General features: G+C 40.5%; 22 protein-coding genes and 3 tRNA genes. 2 read left to right on the top strand and 23 right to left on the bottom strand.

The features are described 5' to 3' along the window. Positions 1-4 precede the first annotated feature (4 nt). The 6 genes from radC to prfB all read right to left on the bottom strand — a co-directional run bounded on the left by radC (position 5) and on the right by prfB (position 5,885). Positions 5-1,819, bottom strand: coding sequence for a DNA repair protein RadC (radC, locus tag PHW01_05100; protein ID MDD5627356.1), 1,815 nt, complete (start codon positions 1,817-1,819; stop codon positions 5-7). A 434-nt stretch (positions 1,820-2,253) separates the two neighbouring features. Continuing rightward, the gene (locus PHW01_05105) at positions 2,254-2,514 is read right to left on the bottom strand and encodes a GIY-YIG nuclease family protein (protein ID MDD5627357.1); all 261 of its coding nucleotides are present in this window, start codon (positions 2,512-2,514) and stop codon (positions 2,254-2,256) included. Positions 2,515-2,578: 64 nt separating this feature from the next. After that, positions 2,579-2,652 (bottom strand) — tRNA-Gln (locus tag PHW01_05110). Between the two features lie 290 nt (positions 2,653-2,942). Beyond that, the gene (gene ftsX / locus PHW01_05115; protein ID MDD5627358.1) at positions 2,943-3,860 is read right to left on the bottom strand and encodes a permease-like cell division protein FtsX; all 918 of its coding nucleotides are present in this window, start codon (positions 3,858-3,860) and stop codon (positions 2,943-2,945) included. Positions 3,861-4,023: 163 nt separating this feature from the next. Next, entirely contained in the window at positions 4,024-4,704 is a 681-nt protein-coding gene (ftsE, locus tag PHW01_05120; GenBank protein ID MDD5627359.1) for a cell division ATP-binding protein FtsE, read from the bottom strand. An 82-nt stretch (positions 4,705-4,786) separates the two neighbouring features. Further along, positions 4,787-5,885, bottom strand: a protein-coding gene (gene prfB, locus PHW01_05125) for a peptide chain release factor 2 (GenBank protein ID MDD5627360.1) whose coding sequence is annotated in 2 segments (ribosomal slippage) — positions 4,787-5,815 and positions 5,817-5,885 — 1,098 coding nt in all. Because the reading frame shifts where the segments join, the coding sequence is not laid out codon by codon here. Positions 5,886-6,037: 152 nt separating this feature from the next. Here prfB and PHW01_05130 point away from each other — a divergent pair. Further along, positions 6,038-6,220 (top strand): hypothetical protein, encoded by a 183-nt coding sequence (locus tag PHW01_05130; protein ID MDD5627361.1) that lies wholly within the window; start codon positions 6,038-6,040, stop codon positions 6,218-6,220. 210 nt (positions 6,221-6,430) lie between these two features. Here the strand turns inward: PHW01_05130 and PHW01_05135 are convergent, their stop codons facing one another. From PHW01_05135 to PHW01_05165, 7 genes are all read right to left on the bottom strand, one after another. Further along, a complete protein-coding gene (locus PHW01_05135; protein ID MDD5627362.1) occupies positions 6,431-8,959 on the bottom strand; it encodes an HAD-IC family P-type ATPase in 2,529 nt (842 codons plus the stop codon). A gap of 19 nt (positions 8,960-8,978) precedes the next feature. Further along, positions 8,979-9,593: a dTMP kinase gene (tmk, locus tag PHW01_05140; protein MDD5627363.1), complete on the bottom strand. Its 615-nt coding sequence runs from the start codon at positions 9,591-9,593 to the stop codon at positions 8,979-8,981. Positions 9,594-9,610: 17 nt separating this feature from the next. Then, positions 9,611-10,135: a prepilin-type N-terminal cleavage/methylation domain-containing protein gene (locus PHW01_05145; GenBank protein MDD5627364.1), complete on the bottom strand. Its 525-nt coding sequence runs from the start codon at positions 10,133-10,135 to the stop codon at positions 9,611-9,613. A 105-nt stretch (positions 10,136-10,240) separates the two neighbouring features. Further along, positions 10,241-10,789, bottom strand: a complete 549-nt coding sequence (locus tag PHW01_05150; protein ID MDD5627365.1) for a prepilin-type N-terminal cleavage/methylation domain-containing protein — start codon at positions 10,787-10,789, stop codon at positions 10,241-10,243. Between the two features lie 92 nt (positions 10,790-10,881). After that, entirely contained in the window at positions 10,882-11,133 is a 252-nt protein-coding gene (locus tag PHW01_05155; protein MDD5627366.1) for a hypothetical protein, read from the bottom strand. A 27-nt stretch (positions 11,134-11,160) separates the two neighbouring features. After that, positions 11,161-12,444: an endonuclease Q family protein gene (locus PHW01_05160; protein ID MDD5627367.1), complete on the bottom strand. Its 1,284-nt coding sequence runs from the start codon at positions 12,442-12,444 to the stop codon at positions 11,161-11,163. 137 nt (positions 12,445-12,581) lie between these two features. Continuing rightward, positions 12,582-13,898 (bottom strand): replication-associated recombination protein A, encoded by a 1,317-nt coding sequence (locus tag PHW01_05165; protein ID MDD5627368.1) that lies wholly within the window; start codon positions 13,896-13,898, stop codon positions 12,582-12,584. A gap of 160 nt (positions 13,899-14,058) precedes the next feature. Between PHW01_05165 and PHW01_05170 the strand changes: the two genes are divergently transcribed. Beyond that, positions 14,059-14,976, top strand: a complete 918-nt coding sequence (locus PHW01_05170) for a GerMN domain-containing protein (GenBank protein MDD5627369.1) — start codon at positions 14,059-14,061, stop codon at positions 14,974-14,976. 225 nt (positions 14,977-15,201) lie between these two features. Here PHW01_05170 and PHW01_05175 read toward each other — a convergent pair whose 3' ends face one another. The 10 genes from PHW01_05175 to murJ form a co-directional block, all read right to left on the bottom strand. Next, on the bottom strand, positions 15,202-15,339 hold the full coding sequence (locus tag PHW01_05175) for a hypothetical protein (GenBank protein MDD5627370.1): 138 nt from the start codon (positions 15,337-15,339) through the stop codon (positions 15,202-15,204). Between the two features lie 55 nt (positions 15,340-15,394). Further along, on the bottom strand, positions 15,395-16,327 hold the full coding sequence (locus PHW01_05180) for a DUF362 domain-containing protein (GenBank protein MDD5627371.1): 933 nt from the start codon (positions 16,325-16,327) through the stop codon (positions 15,395-15,397). A 130-nt stretch (positions 16,328-16,457) separates the two neighbouring features. Further along, positions 16,458-16,970, bottom strand: a complete 513-nt coding sequence (locus PHW01_05185) for a hypothetical protein (GenBank protein ID MDD5627372.1) — start codon at positions 16,968-16,970, stop codon at positions 16,458-16,460. Between the two features lie 18 nt (positions 16,971-16,988). After that, a tRNA-Thr gene (locus PHW01_05190) sits at positions 16,989-17,061 on the bottom strand. Between the two features lie 213 nt (positions 17,062-17,274). Further along, positions 17,275-17,348: transfer RNA gene (locus PHW01_05195), tRNA-Gly, on the bottom strand. Positions 17,349-17,660: 312 nt separating this feature from the next. Next, the gene (locus PHW01_05200; GenBank protein MDD5627373.1) at positions 17,661-18,734 is read right to left on the bottom strand and encodes a peptidylprolyl isomerase; all 1,074 of its coding nucleotides are present in this window, start codon (positions 18,732-18,734) and stop codon (positions 17,661-17,663) included. A gap of 61 nt (positions 18,735-18,795) precedes the next feature. Continuing rightward, complete coding sequence (locus PHW01_05205) at positions 18,796-19,227, bottom strand: septum formation initiator family protein (protein MDD5627374.1); 432 nt, start codon at positions 19,225-19,227, stop codon at positions 18,796-18,798. Between the two features lie 153 nt (positions 19,228-19,380). Continuing rightward, on the bottom strand, positions 19,381-21,174 hold the full coding sequence (lepA, locus tag PHW01_05210; protein ID MDD5627375.1) for a translation elongation factor 4: 1,794 nt from the start codon (positions 21,172-21,174) through the stop codon (positions 19,381-19,383). Between the two features lie 99 nt (positions 21,175-21,273). Then, positions 21,274-22,074, bottom strand: a complete 801-nt coding sequence (locus tag PHW01_05215; GenBank protein ID MDD5627376.1) for a mechanosensitive ion channel family protein — start codon at positions 22,072-22,074, stop codon at positions 21,274-21,276. After that, positions 22,046-23,647, bottom strand: a complete 1,602-nt coding sequence (gene murJ / locus PHW01_05220; GenBank protein ID MDD5627377.1) for a murein biosynthesis integral membrane protein MurJ — start codon at positions 23,645-23,647, stop codon at positions 22,046-22,048. Before murJ ends, PHW01_05215 begins: the two co-directional genes overlap by 29 nt. Positions 23,648-23,771 lie beyond the last annotated feature (124 nt).

Below are 23,771 nucleotides of genomic sequence, written 5' to 3' on the forward strand. Positions count from 1 at the left end.
ATTGTTATTTTATTACTTTACAATAAAAGATTCGTTCTGTGTGTCCATCAGTATCGCTTTTGCCTGTTGTAAATGCTTTATAATCCCTTTCAAAAATATCAACATTGCCACGAGTTTTTAATATATTTATAATTCGCTTATCACTAATGCGAGCATTTGATCTTCCGTCCTTAGATTCGCCGGTGTTATTATAAGAAACCAAAATATGTTTACAGTTTGCGTTCGAAATTAAATCAGCAAATGCCCTCGATGCTGACTGTAGACAGTAATCACTTTTAATATGTGACCTATCCATCTTTTTTGCTTTGCCATACACTGATGGTTTTTCCCAAGTAGCAAGGTTTTCTAGAAGGTGATAGGCGTCAGAATACTGGCGAGAATTATAAGGTGGATCAATATATAAAACGTCACACCTTATTTTTTTGATAAGCTGATTTGCGTCTTTTTTATATATTTCATTATTTGAGTTATTTTCTGGCTCAAAATCCGGAACCAAAAGACGTAGTGGTTGGATTGTGTCTAGTTTTTTTCTGTATGCATCATAGTGGCCAACTGTATTTGCCACCTTATCAACTGCGTATAGTAATGTAGTAATCAAAACAGCTCTCTCATTATCGCTTTTTGCAATCTCGTCAATTTTTTCTCTGACAGCGCCGATTTTGCGAGCGTTCTCTAAGGTGAAAAAGGTATTGCCGAAATGTTCAGAAAAATAATTGTCATTGTGCACTTCTAAGTTATTGAGCAGCTCTATTTTCTTTTCTATTTCCTTAAAATCAATTTTCGAAGTTCCCAAAAAAGATTTTAATGGTAGATAATTACTTACTAAAAAGTCGTTGGCAATAACTTTTATATCTTTTTCATTAAATCGTTCACCAACAACACCAGTACCCGCAAAAATATCACAGAACACACCGAAGCCGTTGCATTTTTCGTTGACAATATCCTCAATAAGACCGAGCAGTTTATATTTATTTCCTAAAAATCTTCTATTTTGCAGCTGGAAACGCCCCGACTTAATTCTACTTTCAGGGTAAAAATATACCTTATGTATTTTTTTTATTTCTGGGGTATAAGTTGGTTGTGCAGTTTCTAATAGATCGAAAAGGGAATTTTGTACACCATCAGAAATATAATGCGTTACTTTACTATCCGAGCTTTGTATTTCAGAAAAAAAACTGTGAGTGTCATTTTCACTAACAATAATAAAATCAATAACATTCACACCCATTATTTTACCTGCTTCGAGAATTTTATTCACGACTTCCATATCTTGTTTACTGGGGGTAACATCTCCTGATGGGTGATTATGTAACAAAATGATCCCAGCCGCTCGTAACTCGACGGCGGGGCCAAAAATTTCTCGTGGATGAATAATGCTTTTATCTAATATACCGATAGATATAATTTCTTTTTTCAGTAGCGCATTTCTTGCGTTGAGATATAGACATACCAAATACTCTTTTTTCTTGTCTCGTATGTCGGAAGTTAAAGAAATCGCATCTTGGGCGGATAAAACAATGTTATCTTTTGGTTCCAATTCTTCATAAAATCTTTTTATTAACGCCAGAGCAGAAACAATTTGTAGGGCTTTTGCCTCTCCAATTCCAGAAATTTTCAAAAGATCATCAACTATTATGTCTAAAAATTTATTTCCGAATTTTCTGATTATCTGTTCGGAAAGTTGTTTAACATTTTTTCCCTTAATTCCGCTTCCAATAAGAATAGCCAAAAGCTCGCTTTTAGAAAGAGCATCTGGACCTTTTTCTAAAAACCTTTCGCGTGGCCTATTAATTTTTGGAATGTCTTTAAGCTTTCCCATTTTTATTTCATTAAACCATCCCTCAAGCCCTGTAGTGAGACTTCAGTCCCGAGGAACATTCAGTCCCGAGGGATTCTCTACTACGGGGCAAGAGCCCTCCTACGCTCTTTGGGCTACGGAGTATTTTTCTCCCACCCCCTCCATCTCCCCCTCGGGCAGGGGGAGTGTAATTCATCTTATAATTTCGGCACTTCGTCCCTTCTTCGTCGCTTCGCTCCTTAAGAGTTCCTCAGTGTCTTTAATTTTCATCTAACTATATAGTAGGTGGTCAAAGATAATACCCTTCTACTTCGCTACGCTCAGTATCAGGGACTTCTTCTTTTTTATATAGAGCCGGAGGCACTGATGAGCCTCCGTCTCAAAGGAGGCGAAGAAGTGCTGGGGAGGCAGGTGTCCTTCGCCTGCGGCTTCGGAGCACCTAATTACCTCCAAAACTATTCCTTCTTCAAGGCTTCGGGAATAAGTCTTTTATATGTAAATGCTTTACCTGAACCAGTTTTTAAATATTTTTCAAACAACTTTGCCTTTTTAATTGTTGAAAATCCACAATACCAAACAAGTTGCCAAGGAATAAAAGGTTTAGTTGATTTAGATAAGCCTTGGTTGTGTTCAGTATATCTTTTTTTGAGATTGTTTGTATAGCCAAAATAAAGCTTTTTTGATTTTAGACTATAAAGAATATAGCAATAATACATATTTGCCTCTTATTAAACTTTATCAGATTTGAGGCGTAAGCCATTCCGAAGCCTTGGCGAAGGATGGCTGGGGAGGCAGGATTCGGACCTGCGATGATAGGTTCAGAGCCTATTGCCTTACCGCTTGGCTACTCCCCAATGAAAAGTTAAATCTCAAAAGTAAAAAGTTAAAAGTAAAAAATATAATTTTAAAATTTTACGGAATAAGGAAATTGTGAATCATGAATTTCATTTTCTTCACTGCAAATTATACCAAATTTTTGCCTTAAAGTAAAGATTTCCCGAGCTGTTTTAGGGAATAAAATAGCCCTCTGGCGATTAAGAGGGCTTTACCCACTTTAGAGTTGGAATTTTAAGATTATCTCTTTAATTAAACCCCTCTCTAATTTCCCCTTGTCAGGGGAGAGGTTTGATTCTCCATTTAAAGGTTATCTTTTTAAATATTTGCTTACGGCGATGGCGCTGGAGAGGACGCCTAATAGAACCCCTACCAGAATTTGCATAGCGACAATTTGTAAAAGGTGGCTCGTGAAATATTGGGTTAGATTGATACCATACCCTTGGAAATAAGCTTCAATTTTAGGAGAGGTCATTCGCGTCACGGGATAGAGAATCACGAGAGAAATAAAGGCGGCAATCAATCCATACAAAATCCCTTCAACAATCATCGGCCAGCGCACATACCAATTGGTAGCGCCAACGATTTTCATAATTTCAATTTCTTGACTGCGCGAGTAAATAGACAGACGAATCGTGTTAAACATAACCAGAATGGCAATCCCCACGAAAACGCCGCTTACGATAATTCCTATTTTCGCTAACGAACCGGCTGTCGCCGTGAGGCGATTGATCATTGTTTGGTTGTCTTTGTAGTTGACTTTACGGATAAATTCCTGATAGCGCTCTTGTTCCAGCCTTTTGGCAATCTCCGGGTAGTCTTGAGGATCGTTAGCCTTAATAATAAAAACAGCTTCCAGGGGATTATCTTTAAAATCTTTGAGAATTTCAGCGATCATGCGGTCATTTTGGTGTTTCTGGCGAAAATTTTCCAAGGCTTGCTCCGAAGAAATGTATTCCACGCTTTTTACGCCGTCAATCTCCGCGATGCTTTGCTTGAGAAGATCTGTTTTTTCCGCGTCGGGATTATTCTTTAAATAGATGGTAACGTCGATTTTTTCCTTGATATTTTGAATCGCCACATTGCCCATCAGATTTAAAATAAAAAGGATGCTAAAAGAGAGCAGGGTCAGTACCATTACCAAAGTAGTGGCGACGGATAGCCAAATATTTCGCCAGAAGTTCAAGACACCCATCTTAAAAATGCGAGATAAAGAATAAAGAGGCACAATAATAAAATTAAAAATTAAAAGTTCAAAATTAAAAATTGCAATTTAAAATTCAAAATTGAGGAATTGAATAATTTTAAAATTTTGCATTGTCATTTTACCCGCCCGCCTCGCCTGAAGCGAAGCGATGGCGGGTAGGCATTTTGCATTTTACATTTTACACTTATATCACGTACTGTCCGTGCTCCTGATCGCGGATTACGGCTCCTTTTTCCAGAGTAATCACCCTTTTATTTAAGGCATTGACCACTTCTTTGTCATGGCTCGCGAGAACGACAGTTGTTCCCAATTCGTTGATTTTTAAGAGTAATTTAATAATATCCCAAGTCGCGAAGGTGTCCAAGTTGCCTGTCGGCTCGTCGGCAATCAAAAGCTCCGGTTCGTGAATCAGGGCGCGGGCGATCGCGATCCTTTGCTGTTCGCCGCCGGAAAGCTGGACTGGAAAACGGTCGGTTTTATCTTTTAAGCCCACAATATCCAGCATCTGCGGCACGCATTCATTAATTTCTTCTCTGGGGGTGCCCGAAACCTCCATCGCGAAAGCAAGATTCTCCGCGGCGGTTTTTTTGGGGAGGAGGCGGTAATTTTGAAAAACCACGCCGACATTACGGCGAAAGCGCGGCAGTTCGCGGTCTTTTAATTCGTTGACGCGCCACTCACCAACGACAATACTGCCCTCGCTTGGTTTTTCCTCTCCAATCATGAGCTTAATCAGAGTGGACTTGCCGGCGCCCGAAGCGCCAACCACGGAAACGAACTCCCCTTTTTTAATAAAAAGATTAACATGGTCCAAAGCCACTGTATCATGGTTGTAGATTTTGGTAACGTTTTTGAAGTCGATCATAGTTTGGAAGCAGGAATGATGAATTACGATGACTATTCTCCCTCCCCCTCCACCTCCCCCTCGGGCAGGGGGAGTGAGTTTCCTAATTCACGATTCGGCTCTTCAGCGCCATTTGAATAAAATTATCAATTTCACCATCCAAAACTTTGTCGGTATTTTTTACTTCATATTTGGTGCGGTGATCTTTAACCATTTTATAGGGATGAAGCACATAAGAACGGATTTGATTGCCCCAAGCGGCAGAAATATGTTCGCCGCGCGCTTCCAGAGTTTCTTTGTCCTTTTGTTCGCCGTAAAGCTTTTCCAGCTTCCCCCTTAAAATTTTCAGCGCCGTTTCTTTGTTTTGCAGCTGCGAACGTTCGTTTTGGCACTGCACTACCAAGCCAGTAGGCAGATGTTTAATTCTTATCGCGGAGCTCGTTTTATTGACCGATTGACCGCCGGCGCCGGCGGAACGAAAGGTTTCTATTTTTAATTCTTCATCTTGAATTTTAACATCTTTGGCTGATATTTCGGGTAAAACTTCAACCAAAGCAAAGGAAGTATGGCGCGCTTTATCCGCGTCAAAAGGAGAAAGCCGCACTAAACGGTGGACGCCGGCTTCGTTTTTTAAATAACCATAAGCGTAGTGCCCCATTGCTTCCAGGGTGACGCTTTTAATCCCCGCTTCGCCTCCTTCGGATTTATCCAAAATTTTGGCTCGCCAACCTTTCCTTTCAGAGTAGCGCAAATACATCCTTAAGAGCATTTCTGCCCAGTCTTGCGCGTCTACGCCGCCCGCTCCCGCGTAAATAGACAAAATCGCGTTGCCAGCATCATATTTGCCAGCCAAAAGAGTTTTAAGTTTCAAAGCGTCTAAATGTTTATCGCATTTTTTATACTTTTGCGCGAATTCTGTCGCGAGTTCTTTGTCATTTTCTTCTGCCAAGAGTTCGGCTAAAGTCTCTAATTTTCCCAAATATTTTTTAATTTCCTCCCATTCCTTGAATTTTTCTTTCTGCTGCGTCAGCTTCTGGATTGTCCTTTGTGCCTCTTCTTTATTTTGCCAGAAGCCAGATGCGGCGACTTCTTTTTCTAAATTTTTGATTCTTCTCTCTAACTTCTGTATTTCAAAGCCGGTCCGCTATCTCGCGGCTTTTATTTTCTAAAATAGCTATTTTTTCATTGCGCGTTTCGTTCATAATATTAGATATTATAACATAATTTTTTGCCTGCGCGCCAGCCCTTTTTTATGGAGTGATCTTTAGACCTTAAATTACGAAATTCATTTTTGTCTATTAGCGAGGAATTCTCCTCCCCTTGACCTGCGGGAGGTTTGGGAGGGGTCTAATAGATGAATATTCTCCCTCCCCCTCCCCGCCCGCCTCGCCTGAAGCGAAGCGATGGCGGGCAGGCATCTCCCCCTTCCGCCCAAGGCGGACAGGCAGGGCAGGGGGAGTGTAATCAAGCTTATCGCAATGACGAAGCATTTCGTAATCCAAGATTGGACAAAAAAAGTCTGGATAATGTTTTATAATCCAGACCTGTCTATTTAAAAAGGAATGAAAGTTTCTTGAGGCAGAAGTAGCAGAAGCGTAGAATCCTGCTGGCAATCCAAGCGAGGTAATGGGTTTTTATAATTTCGCTCAAGATTAATTTTTCATTCACCATATTTGCATCATCTCCTATCTTGTCCGAAGGATTTTTCAGAAAAGAACAATTAATTTTCCTGACTTAAAAGCGATTTTTAAAAATTATTTTTGTGCAAGCGGAAATAGGTTAATTTTACTCCTTCGCTCACAATAAAATATCCTATCACTAAAATACTGATGATCAATAGATGAGAAGCGCGAAGAGATGAAAATTGAAAAAACTTTTGCCCCAATTGGCTTAATGGAAGCGCGAATGTGAAGAAGACGGCTAAAATGGCGAGGATCACCAACGGAATACTAGGCTTTCGGGCTTTCAGAAAAAATTTGTGGGTTCTAATGGAAAAGATGAGCACAATTTCCGCCAGCACGCTTTCCATAAACCAGAGGGTTTGAATGACGCCGGAACTACTATGGTAAAAAATGGCTAAAAAGATTACATCAAAAACCGTGGCTACGGCGCCCAGAAGAGCTACTAATAGAAACATCTTGCTAAATTGATACTTTTTCGGTCTTTTTAATTCGGCAAAGTCAACTCTGTCGGTAATCAGAGAAATTAAATAAAAGTCGGGCAGTAGATTGGCAAGCAGAATCTGCGCGGGGAGCATCGGTAAAAATGGCAAGAATAAAGAAATCAGGGCAATGGAATAAAAATTACCAAAATTACTGGCTAAAACACATTTGATATATTTGTTAATATTCGCAAAAATGTGCCGTCCCTGTTGAATGCCCTGAATAATTACATGGAGATTTTTTTCCAAAAGGATGATGTCGGCGTTTTCACGAGAGATATCAGCGGCTTGGCGCACCACGAGGGAAACATCGGCTGTTTTCAGGGCGGGAGCGTCATTCATCCCTTCTCCTAAAAAACCAACGGTATATTTTTTCTGCAGCGCCTGCACGATTTTAAATTTAGCGGTTGGAGAAATTCTGGCAAAAATACTGAATTTATCGCAAGCTTGTGAAAAATCGCGAGGGGAGAGGGAATTAAGCTCTGATCCTAAAATCACTTCTTTTTTCGCGTCCTGAATCAAACCTGCCTTCTTCCCCACTGCTCCCGCTACTTCAAAGCTATCCCCGGTTAAGATTTTTATTTTGACCCCGAGATCTTTAGCGAGCCCTAACGCTTGATAGGCTGATTTTTTCAAAGGATCGCTAAAGATGAAGTAGCCTAAAAAATTCAGTTCCTTTTCTTCTTTTTTCAGAGAAAGCTTTTTGGATATTTCTTTGTAGGCTACCACTAAAGCCCTCTGACCTTCCTGGCCTTTCTTTTGAATTTGTTTTTCAATTGTTTCTTTATTTAATTTTCCGGGAAAGGTCGCGCAAAGCTTGAGCACAGTTTCAGGCGCCCCATTCACAACAAGAAGATATTTATCGCTCCCTTTTTCTTTAAATAAACCGCTTTCCCGGAACCGAAAGGAATCAAAGGGCAGGGAAGTAATTTTTTTGAACTCTTTTAATTCCCGCGCCATCTTAATTTTAGAAGGAACTTTTTGATAAATCGCCCTGTCAAAAGAATTTTCTCCTTCCGCGTTCCCTTCCTGATATGAGGAGAGAAGCAAAGCGTAAAGGAAACATTGATCCCGCTCTTTGGAAACAACATCTTGCAAAGTGAGTTTTCCTTCCGTAATGGTGCCTGTCTTATCCGCGCAGAGCATTTCAATATTTCCCAAATCTTCAATCGCCGCCAATCTTTTGACAACCATATTTTTCTTGGCTAGTTTTAAAGCGCCGCGAGACAAAGCGAAAGTGGTAATGAGAGGCAAAGCTTCGGGAATAATACTGACGATCAAAGCGATGCAGAAAATGAGAAAATCAAAAAAATGATTTAGACCTCTTGAAATAAGATAAACTAGAAATATGGCGGCGATGGTCGGCACAACGACTTTAATAATAGACTTGCTAAAATCAAATAACTTTTTTTCATAGATACTTTGTTTGGGTTTTTGGGTGCTTAATTTGGCAATCGCGCCCCAAAGGGTGTTTTTTCCCGTAGCCACTACCACTCCCCTTCCTTCACCCGAGATAACCTCTGTGCCGCAAAAAATAATGTTTTTAGCTTGGAAGATTTCTTCTGTTTTCATTTTTAAGGCAGTTGGATTTTTGGCAATTGGCGTCGCTTCGCCGCTTAAAACTTCCTCGTTGATCCAAAAATTTACCCCTTTGAGCATTCTTAAATCCGCCGGCGCGATATCTCCGGCGGCGAGGAGAATAATATCTCCCGGCACCAAGTATTTTTTGTCAAGGAGCATTTCTTTGCCGTCCCGCAGAACCTTAGATGTTTCAGGAATAAAACCTTGGAGAATTTTGGCGGCTTGGTTGGCGCGCAATTCTTGGATGAAGCCGAATAAAACATTTAAGACAATAAAAAACGCGATAACTATCCCTTCTGTGATTTCTTTAGTGAGGAAAGCGAAAACGGCGGCGAAAAATAAAAGATAAAAAAAGGCATATTTAAATTGCCTTAAAAAAACATCAAGAAGATTTGTCCTCTTGGTTTTAATTTCATTTAAACCAATCTCACCAAGGAGACCTGCCGCCTGCGCCTGGCTCAAGCCATTTTGAGAAGAATCCAACTCCTTGAAGACCTCACTAATTTTTTGATTTGTATATTGAAAGAATTGCATTAACCAAAGACAGAAATGCTTACGTGTCTAAATATTTGTTTATAAACTTATTAATGTCATCCCGCACGCGGGTAATTATTTCTTCACCATTAATAATATGCAAATTTTTTTCTTTCTGCGCGATATCAAGATAATTTTTTCTTACCTTTTCCAATATCGCTTTGCGTTCAAATAATTCAACATTGTAGCGGATTTTTTTCATTCGTTCCATGGCTGTCTCCGCGGTCACGTCAATTAAGAAAGTCAGATCCGGTCTTCTGAATTTCTTATTAATTTTGTAAATCCATTCTTGGTCGCAATCAATAGAGCCATACGCGATAGAAGACAGGTAGTAACGATCGCAAATTACAATGTAGTGGTCGCGAAGCGCCGGTTCTATTACCTGGCTTAAATGATGGGCGCGGTCGGCGGCGAATAATAGCTGTAAACCGTCCGGCGTTGTTTTCCAATCGCCGGTTAAGCAACCGCGGATGAGCCCCCCGATAATATTATTAGTCGGCTCTTTGGTGATTAAAATTTTTTGCTCCGGCTTTTCATTGCGCAGATAGCCCGCCAATAAATCTACCTGCGTGGTGGTGCCCGCTCCGTCTAGCCCTTCAAAGACGATAAAAAGAGATTTTTTTTCTTGAGGCATATTATTTGAAAAAATTATTACCAGTTTCTATAGCCAGCCGTATAGCTTGCCCATGCCCAACAAATTCTTACAGGATCAATAATGTTTTTGTACACAGGGTTAGAACAATTTTCCGGAACATGGATAAGGAGTTTGTAGTCAGTGCCATTAGAGGCATATAAATAATCCCTGCCCACAGAACAATCCCCTTGAGGATCGGAGGGTAAGGCGGGGATGAATTCGGGGGCTAAGCCGGGAATCCAATTAGGGCTCGCGGGACCATAACAGCCTAGTTTGCTTGTCCAAGCGGTAGCTACGGGATAGGCATTATATTTATCATAATACATTTCCAAAGCAGTGGTGAGATTTTTGAGATCCGAAGACCTTTTTACATCTCTTGCTTTTGCTCTGGCGCTGTTTACTGAAACGGCGACAATGGTTGCTAAGAGTCCAATTATGGCAATAACAACTAAAAGTTCAATTAGGGTGAACCCAGTTGGAAATTTATACTTTTTAAAATGACGTTTTTTACTTCCTATTATTCCTAACGGGGATGATAGCATAAATTATTTTTGTAATTATAATAATTCATTTTTAATACCGAATTTTCAGTTATTTTTTGGCTGGCGGCACGGAATTCAATACAGCGCAAAAGATTGAATAGAATACTACCAAGAACTGCAAGCAGGCTCCCCGCTACACAACATCCATGCCCAAGTAGGGCGTATGGGATCGTAAAATGGCTGGCCTACGCTTGGGAAACTTTCCGGTCCATTTGCATGAGAAAGTAGTTTGTAATTTGTTCCATTCGAGGCGTAGAGATACCCAGACCAACCACTGGTATCTCCCCGCGGATCAATGGGTAAAACAGAAATGTAGGTAGGAGTTAATCCTGGTATATATGCGTTCGCGCCGCTTGTAGCTCGGCTTCCGCCATTCGCACTTACGCCCCACCAGTTACCGCCAGTCGATGGATACGCATTATTGCTATCAAAATATAATTCTAAAGCAGTTTGCAGTTGTTTCAGATCAGCTTTGCGTTTGGTATCTCTTGCTTTTGCTCTGGCGCTGTTTACTGAAACGGCGACAATGGTTGCTAAGAGTCCAATTATGGCAATAACAACTAAAAGTTCAATTAGGGTGAACCCCCTCAAAGAATATTTGACATCTGACTTCTGACATTTGACACTAAAAGGAGATTTTATCAGCTTATTCATAAATTGATTTTTTTATTTTTTTTGTGGGCTCCACAGCCCTCCCTTCGGTCGGGACTATGGAGTCCACAGAGAATTAAAAAATAAAAAAATACTTAGAGCAGGCCTTCATAAGCCGAGGAAAAACTTTTTAGCATAAAAGGAATCGCAATCAAAAGACCAATCAGCGGCAAAACAACCATCCCCACCTGGATAATTGTGTTCCAAAGGATGTATTTGCGGGTTTTCTCCGCTGCTTCCGCCGCCCTCTTGCTATACATTAGGATTTGGTCTATCTTGTCTTGCGGGCTTTGCGGAAGCCTATTTTCTATTTCTTTTTTTATTTCTGAACCTAAGATTGTGGGCATAATATAAAGCTAAAAGCGAAAAGTAAGTTAAAATAATTTTTCTTGGATTTTCTTTTTTACTTTAGGGCTTTGGACTTTAATCTTGCCATATATGCCGTCATAACCAGGAATAACCTCCACTTTCCCCAGCCGGGTGTTAATAATCGCTTGGGCAATTTCGGGAGTGGTGGCGCGGAGCAAGCCTTCCGCATTCACATTAAGTAAAATCGCAAATTCATTACGATGTTCGCGGATTAACGCGAAATATTTTTCATTTACCCCCCGCGTGCCTACTCCGATTCCTATCGCATCCGCAATGATTTCCTCCAAGGGAATAAGATTTTTGAAAGGAATGCTGTTTTCGGGTATAAAACCTTGGGGGCGATCCGCTAAATCGTCCACGCGATGCAGGACGCCAATCGTGAGCGGCCGATGGCAAACAGGACAGATATTATTTTTTGCTTTAGAATCTTGGGGATTTAAAGAAACATCACAAGCCGCGTGACCATCGTAATGGTACTTGCCTTCCTCGGGAAAAAATTCCACTGTGAATAAAAATTGGTTTTTATCTTTGGTTTCCAGCGCCTTCTTAATTTCATTATAACTCATTTTACAATTTAACGCATTAGCCTCTCTGCCGATCTTGCGCGGCGAATGGGAATCCGAATTAGAAATGATAGCAATTTTGTCTAAGGCGGATAATCTCCAATTCATCGCGGGATCGCTTGATAAACCACTTTCTATCGCGTGAATATAGGGAGAATACTCTTCAAAACATTCTTCTAACCGATCAAAGCCGGAACGGGATCCAAAAAGCGAAAACCAAGGCGTCCAAATATGAGCGGGGACGATCATACAATCCTTAGAAATCGCCATTATCCGTCCCGCTAAATCCTTCGCGTCTAAGCCCAGGATCGGGCGACCGTCCGACTTTAAATTAAATTCCCAAGCTAGATTTGTATTAATCTCTTCCGCGACTTCCAGGGAAGGAGCAAAAATAATATTGTGAATGCGGTAGGTTTTGCCGTGTTTCCCGTAAATTGAGGAAAGCTCGGTTGTTAGAATAAAGCGGGTGGATGCAGGGTGCGGAAGCGCATAGGGCACTCCTTCCATTTGGCTCTTTTGATATTTGTCTTTTAAAACGAAAAGACCGGGCTCTGCTGGTTCCAGTTTTAGAGCTAGCTCGCGAAACCACTCGGGATGGGTAAAATCGCCCGTGGAAATCACATTGATTCCTTTCACCTTTGCCCAATAATTTAAATGCTCTAAATCCATATCGCGCGATGTGGCGCGGGAATATTTGGAATGGATATGAAAATCGGCGAGAAACATAAACCAATTTTTAATTTTAAATTCTAAATTTTAAATCAAATCCAAATTTTAAATTCTTAATTTTAAAACTTTTTTTCTTTGTTTTAAAATTTAAAATTCAAGCATTTAAAATGGACTTAAAATTAAAAATTTAGAATTTAAAATTTTTTAACCTCCGGATTTAATTTTTCCTTTATGTTTTTTTCCAATCCCCTCTCCGTTGGCTTATAGAAGACTGTTCCTGTAATTTCATCAGGCAAATGCTGCTGGGAAATTTCCGCGTCCGGAAAATTATGGGCGTAGCGATAACCCTTGCCATAACCCCATTTTTTCATTAAATGCGTGGGCGCGTTGCGGATCACCAAAGGGACAGCCAGGGCACCTGTGTCTTTGATTGTTTTTTTTACCTTTTGGTAGGCAGAATATAAAGCATTGGACTTAGGAGCGCAGGCTAGATGCACGACAGCTTGCGCGAGCGCCAACTCACATTCGGGCATCCCCACAAAATGGCAGGCTTCCTTGGCGGCGACAGCCACGAGAAGCGCGTGAGGGTCGGCTATACCCACATCTTCAGACGCGAAACGGATCAAGCGCCGCGCGATATATAAAGGGTCTTCGCCCGCTTCCAACATTCTTCCGAGCCAGTAGAGTCCGGCTTGGGGATCAGAATCACGCAGGGATTTATGGAGAGCGGAAATAATATTATAGTGTTCTTCTCCGTCTTTATCATATAATAACAATTTTTGTTGCAGGGCATTCTGGACGGTTTTGAGATTAATTTCGCGCATGCCGCCTTTTTTCAAAGTAGCCACTTTAAAGCTTAGTTCCAAGGTGTTTAAGGCAATACGGGCATCGCCCTGCGCTTCTTTAGCAAGATATGCTAAAGCTTCCGGCAAGATTTTAATCTTAAATCTGCCTAACCCTTTTTCTTTATCAGCCAGAGCCTGTTCTAAAATAAATTTAATATTACTATCGGACAATGGCTTTAAGATATAAACTTGAGAACGGGAAAGCAAGGGATTGATTACTTCAAAGGAAGGATTTTCGGTGGTGGCGCCAATTAAAGTAATCGTGCCATTCTCCACATGCGGCAAAAAGGCATCTTGCTGCGCTTTATTAAAACGGTGGATTTCGTCCACAAAGACGATAGTTTTGCATTTGCGAAAATTCCAATCATCCTTGGCTTTACGGATTACCACTCTTAAATCTTTAATGCTGCTTGTTACCGCGGGAAAGGGAACAAAATTGGCGCGCGTTTTATGGGCGATAATTTTGGCTAAAGTGGTCTTACCGGATCCAGGTGGACCCCAGAAAATCAGGGAACTTAAATTATCCGCCACTATAGCGCGGCGCAGGGTTTTACCTCTGCCCACAATCTCCTCCTGACCGACAAAATAATCTAAATCTTGAGGCCGCATCCGCTCTGCCAAAGGCATAGTCACGTTATTTTCTCCTTGATGGTTGAATAAATCCATTATATTTATATAATACAGTTTTAAGCTCGCTTTTCTCTTATTTTAGAACATTTATCAGGAAATTTCAACGTTAAGATAATAAAAATCCAAATTATATTAGAAATAAAGATTTTATGCTATGATAAGATTAAAATATTCTTTTTTATTGGTGAGATAAATTATGCGGCGAAAGAACAAAATTATTATTCTTGCGGCTGTTTTGATAGTCATCCTTTTTGGGTTTTGGGAATTTTTGGCACGCGATCAAGGAGTTAATTTTATTATAGAAGGCAAGCGGGAGACAGTGCATTTGCCCCGTTTTCCAGGAATGCAATTAATTTCCTCCCAAAAAGGCGAGTGCTCTTTTGAGGCGAGCTATGCTTATCGCTTTTATAAAGGCAGAAATTTGTCTAAATACGTGATTGATTCTTTGAAAGAAGGTTTTATTCTGAAAAGTTGGGAAATGAAAGATGCGCGAGATGAAGAAGGGTTCAATGTCTTTGAATTTTATAAAGAAAAAGATGGGAAATTGGAAACAGTAGAGCTTAAGATTGGTTTTCAAGAAAACAAAGGAACTGTTGTTTTTTTAAATTACAAACGACCGCCTTGCTCGGAAAGTAAAAAGGAGAGAGCGACAAACAAAATAATCTTGCAACTCTATTTTAATAATAGTAATTTTAATCCCAATCTGGAGGATTGCCGCAAGGTTTATCCGGTGACGCGGGAATTTGATAAAATACCGGAAAATATAGCCCTGCAGTCTCTTACAGAACTTTTGAAAGGACCTTCTCCCGAGGAGATTTCTCAAGGTTACATCTCATTTTTTTCGGAAAAAACTAAACTTATTTTAAAAGAATTGAAAATAAAAGACGAAACGGCTTATGTCAATTTTTACGATTTTCGGAGTATTATTCCCAATGTCAGCGCTAGCTGCGGCAGCGCGGAATTTATGGCTGAGATAGAGACTACTTTAAAGCAATTCCCCAATATCAAAAAAGTTATTTTTGCCATTGAAGGCAAACCAGCAGTATTTTATGAATGGGTACAGCTAGGCTGCACTGAAGAAAATAATAACTGCGACGGAAGACCGTTTCAATAATATATAGCCTCTTAAACAAAGGCTGGGTATTTTGGGGTAAAAACTAAAAAGGCTAGATTAATGGTCATCTTAGCCTTTTTATTTTCAGAATAGTTCGGTTTGTCTATATTTTATTTTGGATTATTTTATTCCGTCTATTGTTTTATTTCATTCTATACCAAAATAAACGGCAAGTATAATCTTGTTTTTATATTTTCTTATCCGAAAGGATTCTTCAGAAAATTATTATTGTGGCGGGGTGGGCATTGTAGGACCGGCGCCTTCGCCACCGCCTCCTTTATTGCCTTTTTTCTTCACAATCCAAATAATAATCAGAATGACCACAATGGCGATTAAAATCCATAATATCCAAGTGAGAGACATATAATCACCTCCTCTCTAAAGTATGAATAAGGAATTAGGAATATTTTATTTTTATTCATAATTCATTATTCCTGATTCGATTATTTATTTTCCATCTTTTCTGCAAAAAGTAAGTAAGATGGGGTTTAAATTTATGAATATTATTTTTTAAACTGGTATTGCCTTTGATTTTGATTTGAGCGAAATCCATATTTCCTAACTTTAGTTTATCACAATAATACAAATAGCCAATATCTTTAGGGTTAAAGCCCATTATTCTTGCCATTACACTATCCGCCGCCAAGAAATCACAGGAAGCGAGGGCTAGATGCAGAGGAACAATATTGCCGGCAGAAGGTCCGTTTCCTTCCATAGCGTGAAATCCATCAATCACCGCGAGATGGGGAGGAATGATTTTCGCTAAATAAGCAATAGTTAAATGAAGAGCTTTAGGACCTTGATGAAAATTGCGGTTGCCGGTTTTATATTTCTCCTTGAGCGCCCCTATTACCATATTTTTCAGGCTCAAGGTTAAAATTACCGCGTCGTGGGTTTTGGGCGGTCCGACCGCAATACGAAAATCGCTGTCTAGAAAAGCTCTAAAAATATGCTGGGTAAGATCCCGCTTTAAAGATTTAGAATAAATTTTGATTGCCGCTCCCTCATCATTATCCAAAGCCCTTAATTCAAGATCATATAGGCGAGGCAAATCTAAATAACCAAAGTTTTTGAAAGCCTCGGCTGTATCGCCCACTCCGGAGTCCTCGCCAACGATTACCCGCGCTTCTTTATCTTTGACCGCAAAAATAAAATCCAAAACCGCACGCAGGGCGTCAACATGGGTTACTGCTTCGGTACGATCAGCGCGAATGGCGACACAATTCGGTTTCACTAAAATTTTTCTCTTGTCTTGGATTTTGGTTTTAATTTCCGGCTCTAAAATAGCAAGGGATCTTTTTATGTTTTCGTAACGATTGTTGCCTTTGATGAGACTTACTATACTTTTCATATGGGCAGTATTTTTGAATTAGTCCGAGCTCCAGTAGTAAAGTAAAGTTTATTACTGCAGGGTTTAACAATTTCCAACTTTTTACTGTGCACGTCCGTAGCTTTAGCGGAGGAGTAGCGGCAACAGTTATCTACCGAAAAAAAGATGTAATTGATTGGATAAAGGCCGGTGCTTCAGAAAATGGGTATAAGCTTTTAAACCAACCACCGAATGCGTATAAACCAATGGCACCACCACCAACCGCATAGCCACCGATTGCCAATCCTCCGATAGCTATGATCCCGACGGCGAGACCGCCAAAAGCAATAACGCCAATTGACAAACCACCAATGGAGAACAGTAATCCCAAGCTCAACCCGCCAAAAGAGATAAGGCCAGCGCTCAAACTGCCTATGGAAAGTAAACCAACTGTAAATAAGCCGATAGCAATCTTGCCTTTTGCAAAAATACCAATCGCAATACTGCCCTTTGCCTTCAGCCCAATATTAATGAAACCTTTGTCAGCGATAGAGACAGTACCGTCATCATTTCTGCCCCAGCAAATGTGATAAGTCGGCTTCCCGAAGATTTGAGAGGAACTTACTTTTTCAAATTTCATTTGGCGAGGTTGACTATTAGAAGGGTCCATATGTTTTTTAGACAAACATTATTTTTTCGACTGAGCCCACGGTCGGATTTGAACCGACAACCTACGGTTTACGATACCGTTGCTCTACCAGTTGAGCTACATGGGCTTGAGAGCGATGGCGGGCAGGCCGCGTCCGCCTCGCCTGAACGAGCTACTTAGGCTCGCGATGGCGGGGGGGGCGATACTGTTATTTTATATCAGTTTATGGAGTATATTTACGACTTCGCTTGGGCTCATTTTATCAGAAATTCCTGATGAAAACCAGTGCCCGCCGCCACAGGCGGCGGGCAGAAAAACCCGACGGCTCGCAGGCAAAAAATGGAGCGGAGTACGGGAGTCGAACCCGTCTTTCAACCTTGGGAAGGTTACGTTGAGCCGCTCAACTAACTCCGCAAAATTGATATGGAACTTCGGGAAGTCCCGAAAAATTCAAAATCTTTGATTTTGCAAATTTTTCGCGATCCCGTTATGTCCAAGTGGTTGAGGAAATTAAATAGCTTCTAAACTGATAGATTTTGAATTCACGGGATCCTCGAAAATGTTACCAAGTAAAACTTGGACATTTTTGGGACAAGTGCACTACCACTGTGCTACTCTCGCAATATGTCATCATATCCCTATTGATGATTAAATTTGTGCGCCAAAAACTTAATCAACCCATCCGCTGGAGCGAGATTAATATTGATTTTTAAAATTATTGAAATATTATTCAGTGCTGCCTAAGTCAATAAACTTATAAATCTTCATTTTTGCCTTTTGTTCTTCCAGCCATTTTTGGAACCATTCTGTGGGGTCAACGGTGCGGATAAGGATATGACGGGCATGAACTTGTTCTTCGCCAGTATCTAATTTGCCTTTATCTTCCACTTTAATGATATGATAGCCATATTCTGTCTGGATTAAATCACTTATTTCCCCTTTATTCAACGCAAAGGCGGCATCTTCAAAAGCGGGCATCATTGCGCCGCGACCAAACGTTCCTAAATCCCCGCCTTGTTCGCTGCTAGAAGGATCTTCGGAATATTCACGCGCTAAATCTTCAAAATTAGCGCCTTTCGCTTTTACTTTGGCTAGGACTTCTAGGGCTTTTTTTTGGACTTCCTCATTTTCTTGATCGGCGTTAAACACATTCTCCAATAATTTTGTCTGTTCCAAATACGGCACGATTACCTGCTGTTTAAAGTCATCCATACTCCACCCATACATTTCCTGAACCATTTTTGCGATTTCATCCGAACCACCAAAAGTGGTCTCTGCTTGTTTTAACTCCGCTTCTATATCTTTGTCCTCAATGACAATATTTTTGTCTCGCGCCAGGTCGGAAACAATCTTGTCCATAATCATTTTCTCTAAAACCGCGCTTTGCAAACTCTTTAATTGTTCCTGACCATCGGAGGTAGTGAAGTCCATTCCTTCCTTTTCATAATACTTTTTTAAAGCCTCCACATTTGACTCCCAATTTTTAATTGGAATAAAGCGGAAGGCAAAAATTCCTTGCGGATTTAAGAAGTTATACTGTTCAATGTTGGTGGCGGCGATAGGAAAAGGAAAATTACCAATCGCCGCGCTTAAAATTTTCTGTTGCCAACCATCTTTATTCACGGAAAGTCCTTCGGATTGCCAAGGATATTTATAGACGCCCAATCCCAGGACAACCAAAGAACCCAAGACTAAAATAATGAGACCGCCGCCTGTTATCCATAAAAAAAACTTTTTACCATATTGCGTTTTCTTTTTTATATCCTCCGCGGGTTCATTTTTCTGTTTTTCTTCTTGCATTTTGAGTGTGTAGCGAATTGCCTTCCTTAATTTACAAAGCAAGGAACGCGAATTCGCAAAGTTATTGATTAGAAAAAAAATAATACCACCATTTGCGGGGATTGTCCCTGCCTGCGTCCACTTTCTCGCCAGTGGAATTTTGCTGGATATCATTCGTTCCTAAAATCGTCGCATCCTCTGTTTTCTTTTTGACAGGAATGGCGACCACTGTTTCTCCCTCTCTTTGCAAATTTAGTTTCTGGCGGGCCATTTTTTCCTTAAAGGCATCGGTGGAAAAATAGCCGATTAACCCCGATAATTCTTTGTTTTTGCCTTCAGCCTTTTCAATTTCTTGACGGATTGCTTGAATTTCCTGCTGAATAGCGTGGCGGCGATAGATCGCCTTGCCCAGGGCGATGGAAATAAAGATTAATAAAATCAAACTGCCTACTAAAATCAGCTTGGAACTCAAAATTCTCTTCAATGTGGTGACTTGTTTATCGTGATGTTTCACATTAGAACTTAAAATCTCAAATAAGGTAGAACGTAAAATGCAACCATTGATAGGCTGACAATCACAACAATAATGGTGGCTAAAATTCTTTTTTTACCTTTTAAACGCATAGAATTCAAGTAAAAGGTTAAAAGTTAAATCTGATAGATCAAGTTATTCTCTTTTTAGTATAGCTAAAAAGGCTTCGGAAGGCAACTCTATCCGTCCAATTTTTTTCATTTTTTTCTTGCCTTTTTTTTGTTTTTCCAGAAGTTTATCTTTACGCGTGCGGTCACCGCCATAAAGCTTTGCGGTAACATCTTTACGAAAAGCGCCTAATGTCTCGCGGGCGATAATTTTACCGCCGATTGCCGCCTGAATTGCCACTTCAAACATTTGGCGGGGAATGATTTTTTTTAATCTCCCTGTCATCGCGCGACCAATGCCGAAAGCCTCATCCGGATATACGAGCATGGAGAGAGCGTCGATTTTGTCTCCGGCGATTAAAAAATCCAAAAGGATAATTTCTGTTTTTTGATAACCGGCTAATTTATAACTTAAAGAGGCGTAGCCTGAAGAAACGCTTTTGAGGTTATCATAAAAATCCAAAATAATTTTGACCAGCGGAATTTTATAGGTTAAAACCGTAATGCCAGACGTTAAATACTGCTGATTAAGATATTCCCCCTTCCGTTTTTGCACCAACTCCATCACCTGCCCCAGGTATTGAACAGGTGTAATAATGTCCATTGCGACGTATGGCTCTTCAATATAGTCAATTTCTGATAGCGGGGGCAATTCCGCGGGGTTATTTAAAAACGTCATTTCTCCGCTCCTTGGATAGATTTTGTAATTTACGGTCGGCGCCGTCAGAACTAAATTAACATTATACTCTCTTTCCAAACGTTCGCGGATAATGTCCATATGCAGAAGGCCTAAAAATCCGCAGCGAAAACCGAAACCCAAAGCTTGCGAGGAAACCGGTTCATAAGAGAGCGAAGCGTCGTTTAATTTTAATTTACCAAGAGCGGCTTTTAATTTATTGTATTCGTTGCTGTCCACGCAAAAGATCTGGCTAAACACCATTGGTGTAATTTCCTTATAGCCGGGCAAGGGAGTGATTCCTAATTCCTGATTCATGCTTACTAATTCCGTTATAGTATCGCCAACGCGGCACCTCGCCACCTCTTTTAACCCTGTGGCAATATAACCTACTTCACCCGCTTGCAATTTTTCAGTTTTTTTTCTCCCTGGAATAAAGTAACCAATTTCTAACGCTTCCGCTTGCGTCTCGGTGCCGATTATTTTTATTTTTGCCTCGTGGGTGATTTCTCCATCCACAATTCTTACCATGGCCACCACGCCTTGATAGGTATTATAGAAAGAATCGAAAATTAAAGCGCGTAATGTCAGTTGGGGGTTCCCTGATGGCGCGGGGACAATGTTAATAACCTTGTCTAAGATATCCGCTACTCCCTCTCCTGTTTTGCCAGAGGCTAGCAGAATTTCCTCGGTTGATATCCGCAATAGACCTGCTAAATCTTGGCGCACTTTTTCCGTTTCGGCATTTACCAAGTCAATTTTATTTACAACAGGGACAATTTTTAAATTCTGTTCGCGCGCTAAATTATAATTTGCCAAAGTCTGCGCCTGAATCCCTTGAGTCGCGTCCACAAGTAAAATCGCGCCTTCGCAAGCGGCAAGACTGCGTGAAACTTCATAAGTAAAATCAACATGGCCGGGCGTGTCAATTAAGTTCAAAATATGACCCTTCCACTCCATGCGCACAGGCTGCAATTTAATCGTAATCCCCCTTTCCCGCTCCAGATCCATAGTGTCCAGGGTTTGTTCTTTTAATTTTCGTTTTTCCACTGTGCCGGTTAATTCCAAAAAACGGTCAGCGAGCGTGGATTTGCCGTGATCAATATGGGCGATAATGCAAAAGTTGCGGATTTCGCTTTGATTCATATCTCTCGGGCTTAACGGAATATTATAAATAATAAAAAAAGAGTATGAACTGCCCTTTCGCCGCAATATCTAAACAAGCAAAAACGAATAGGACAAACTTTATTTGTGCAGCATTATCCCTTCGCGGTCAAATTTTTCCTTAACATTTTTCAGCGCTAAAGATTTAACCGAAAGGATTTCGCCTTCCTCTTGCCAATGCGTCCACCAAAAAAAGAATCTAAGCGCGATATATCCCCTTTCAATTTTATTGATCCAAACTTGAGGCGCTGGCTTCTCTAAAATTCCCGGAGTTTGGATAAGAGCCTCTATCCCTTTTTCTATCGCCCTTTTAATACTGTTATCGTCCTTGATACAGAAAATAAAATCACTTCTCCTTTTTGGAAAAGAGGTAGTGCAAACAATGATTTGGTTTGAAATTATTTGATTGGGAATAAGGACATCATTGCCATCAAAAGTGCGCAAGACGGTATAACGGGCTTTGATTTCCTTGACCTTGCCGGAATAACGATCCACCCGAATCTGGTCTCCAACTCGAAACGGCTTTTGGATTAAAATCATCGCTCCGCCCACGAAATTTTTGATCACATCCTGAAGCGCGAAACCTACCACTAAACCAGTTAAACCAACACCGGTAATCAGAGCCGTCAGATTAATTCCCAAGATGCCTAGCGCTATCACTACCCCCATAGCGATGACGAGCAAGTTAGCAATATAACCTATGAGAAATTTTTCTTGAGTTTGCAATTTGATTTTATTCCCCAGACGATTAAAAAAAGAGCGGGTGATTTTCGCAATAACCACAAAAATCAAAAAGACCAAAAGGGCAATAATGAGAATCGGCATTTTATAGAGAGTAATTTGCCAATAGTTATCAAAGGCTCTGCTGATTTGGTCTAACATTTATTTTCTTAATTTTTTCAAGAATTAACTTAATTTCTGCACATTTTAGAAGTAAAGTCAAGAAAAAATAGGTCGCTGTGCCAATGATCGTCGCGCCCATAGCTTGCACCAAAACGCCCCAAAATCTATGCATATCCACAAGAGGCGCGATTAAGTATAAAGAGCCATAAACCGCGCCACCCATCAGAATAGTCGCCAAAATAACTTTTAAACCGCATTTGATAATTTTAGTATCGTCTAAATTTTCTAATTTCAACCTTAAGATGATCAAGAGAGCCAACATATCCATAAAACTCGCAATGGAAAAAGCTAAGGAGAGCCCAGCGACGCCTATTCTTTTGGATAAAAATACGCTCAAGACGATGTTGATTAAAAGTGAAATTACGCTTACGATGACTGGCGTTTTAGTGTCTTTTAAAGCAAAAAAGGCGCGAGCAAGAAGAAGGATTAAACTCTGGGCAAAAATCGAAATGGAAAAGAATCCTAAAGTAGCCGCCGTCCTTATAGTGCTAGACCAATCAAATTCACCCGTGCCTAAAACTAAACGCACAATTTGGGCGCGTAAAAGGAGAAAAATAACGCTCACTGGAACGGTTAAATAAATAATCTGGCAAAAAGAACGAGACAATGTTTGAATAAATTGTTTTTTCCCCTGACCATTGCTAAAAGAAGCTAGGTCAGGAAAAGTGGCGGTCGCGATAGAGACGCCGAATAAACTGATGGGTAAAAATTGAAGATTATTAGCAAAATAATACACAGACACAGCGCCAACTCCTAAAGTAAAGGCAATAATTTTATTAATCCAAAAACCCGCCTGTTGAGCCACTAAACCGAAGGTGCGCGGGATCGCCAGCTTTATCACTCTTCTTACCTCCATAGAAAACCCCCATTTTGGTTTGAAACGGAACCCGGCAGTAGCCAAGGAAGGCAATTGAATTGCCAAATGGAGAAAAGAACCCGCAAGGACACCGAAAGCCACGCCGTAGATTCCCCAAAAGGGAGTTAAGAATAGAATGCCGCCAATAATGCCGAGGTTATAAAAAATAGGGGCAAGGGCGGGCATTAGAAAATGCTTAAAGCTTTGGAGAATGCCCGTAAAAAGAGCGGAAAGACCTAAAAGCAAAGGCGCAATCAACATTATCCGCGTCAGTTTAATAATTAAATAAAGATCGCCGGCGTTATATTTTGTGCCCGCAGACTGCGCCAATTTACCCAAAAGATTCACGATTTGGGGCGTAAAGATGTAACTTACAAATAAGATTAAGATGATAACAATACTTAAAAGACCTACTAACTCCGCGGCCAGATTCCAGGCTTGTTTTTTCCTTTTTTGGTAGACTTCCAAAAAAATAGGGATGAAAGCCGCGGAAAGGGCGCCGACGATAAAAAGGTTATAAATAAAGTCAGGCAAAAGGAAGGATATTTGATAAGCATCTAAAATAGTGCCGGTGCCAAAATGAGAAGCAAGAAGGCGATCACGGAGTAGCCCTAAAATTTTAGAGAGGAATGCCGTGAAAGCAAGAATAAGGCTGGCAGAAGCGATTGTGGAGCGGCTTAAATTATATTGTTTCATTGATTCATTGGTTTATTCCGCGCCTTTTTATGGAAGAAGATCCCCGCGGGCCTAGGCTCGCGGGGACGTGTCCGCCTGATTACTTACCTACTATTTACCTGCCAGTAGGCAGGCAAGTTGGAGA

Source organism: Patescibacteria group bacterium (genome assembly GCA_028717685.1).
Lineage (GTDB): Bacteria > Patescibacteriota > JAQUNI01 > JAQUNI01 > JAQUNI01 > JAQUNI01.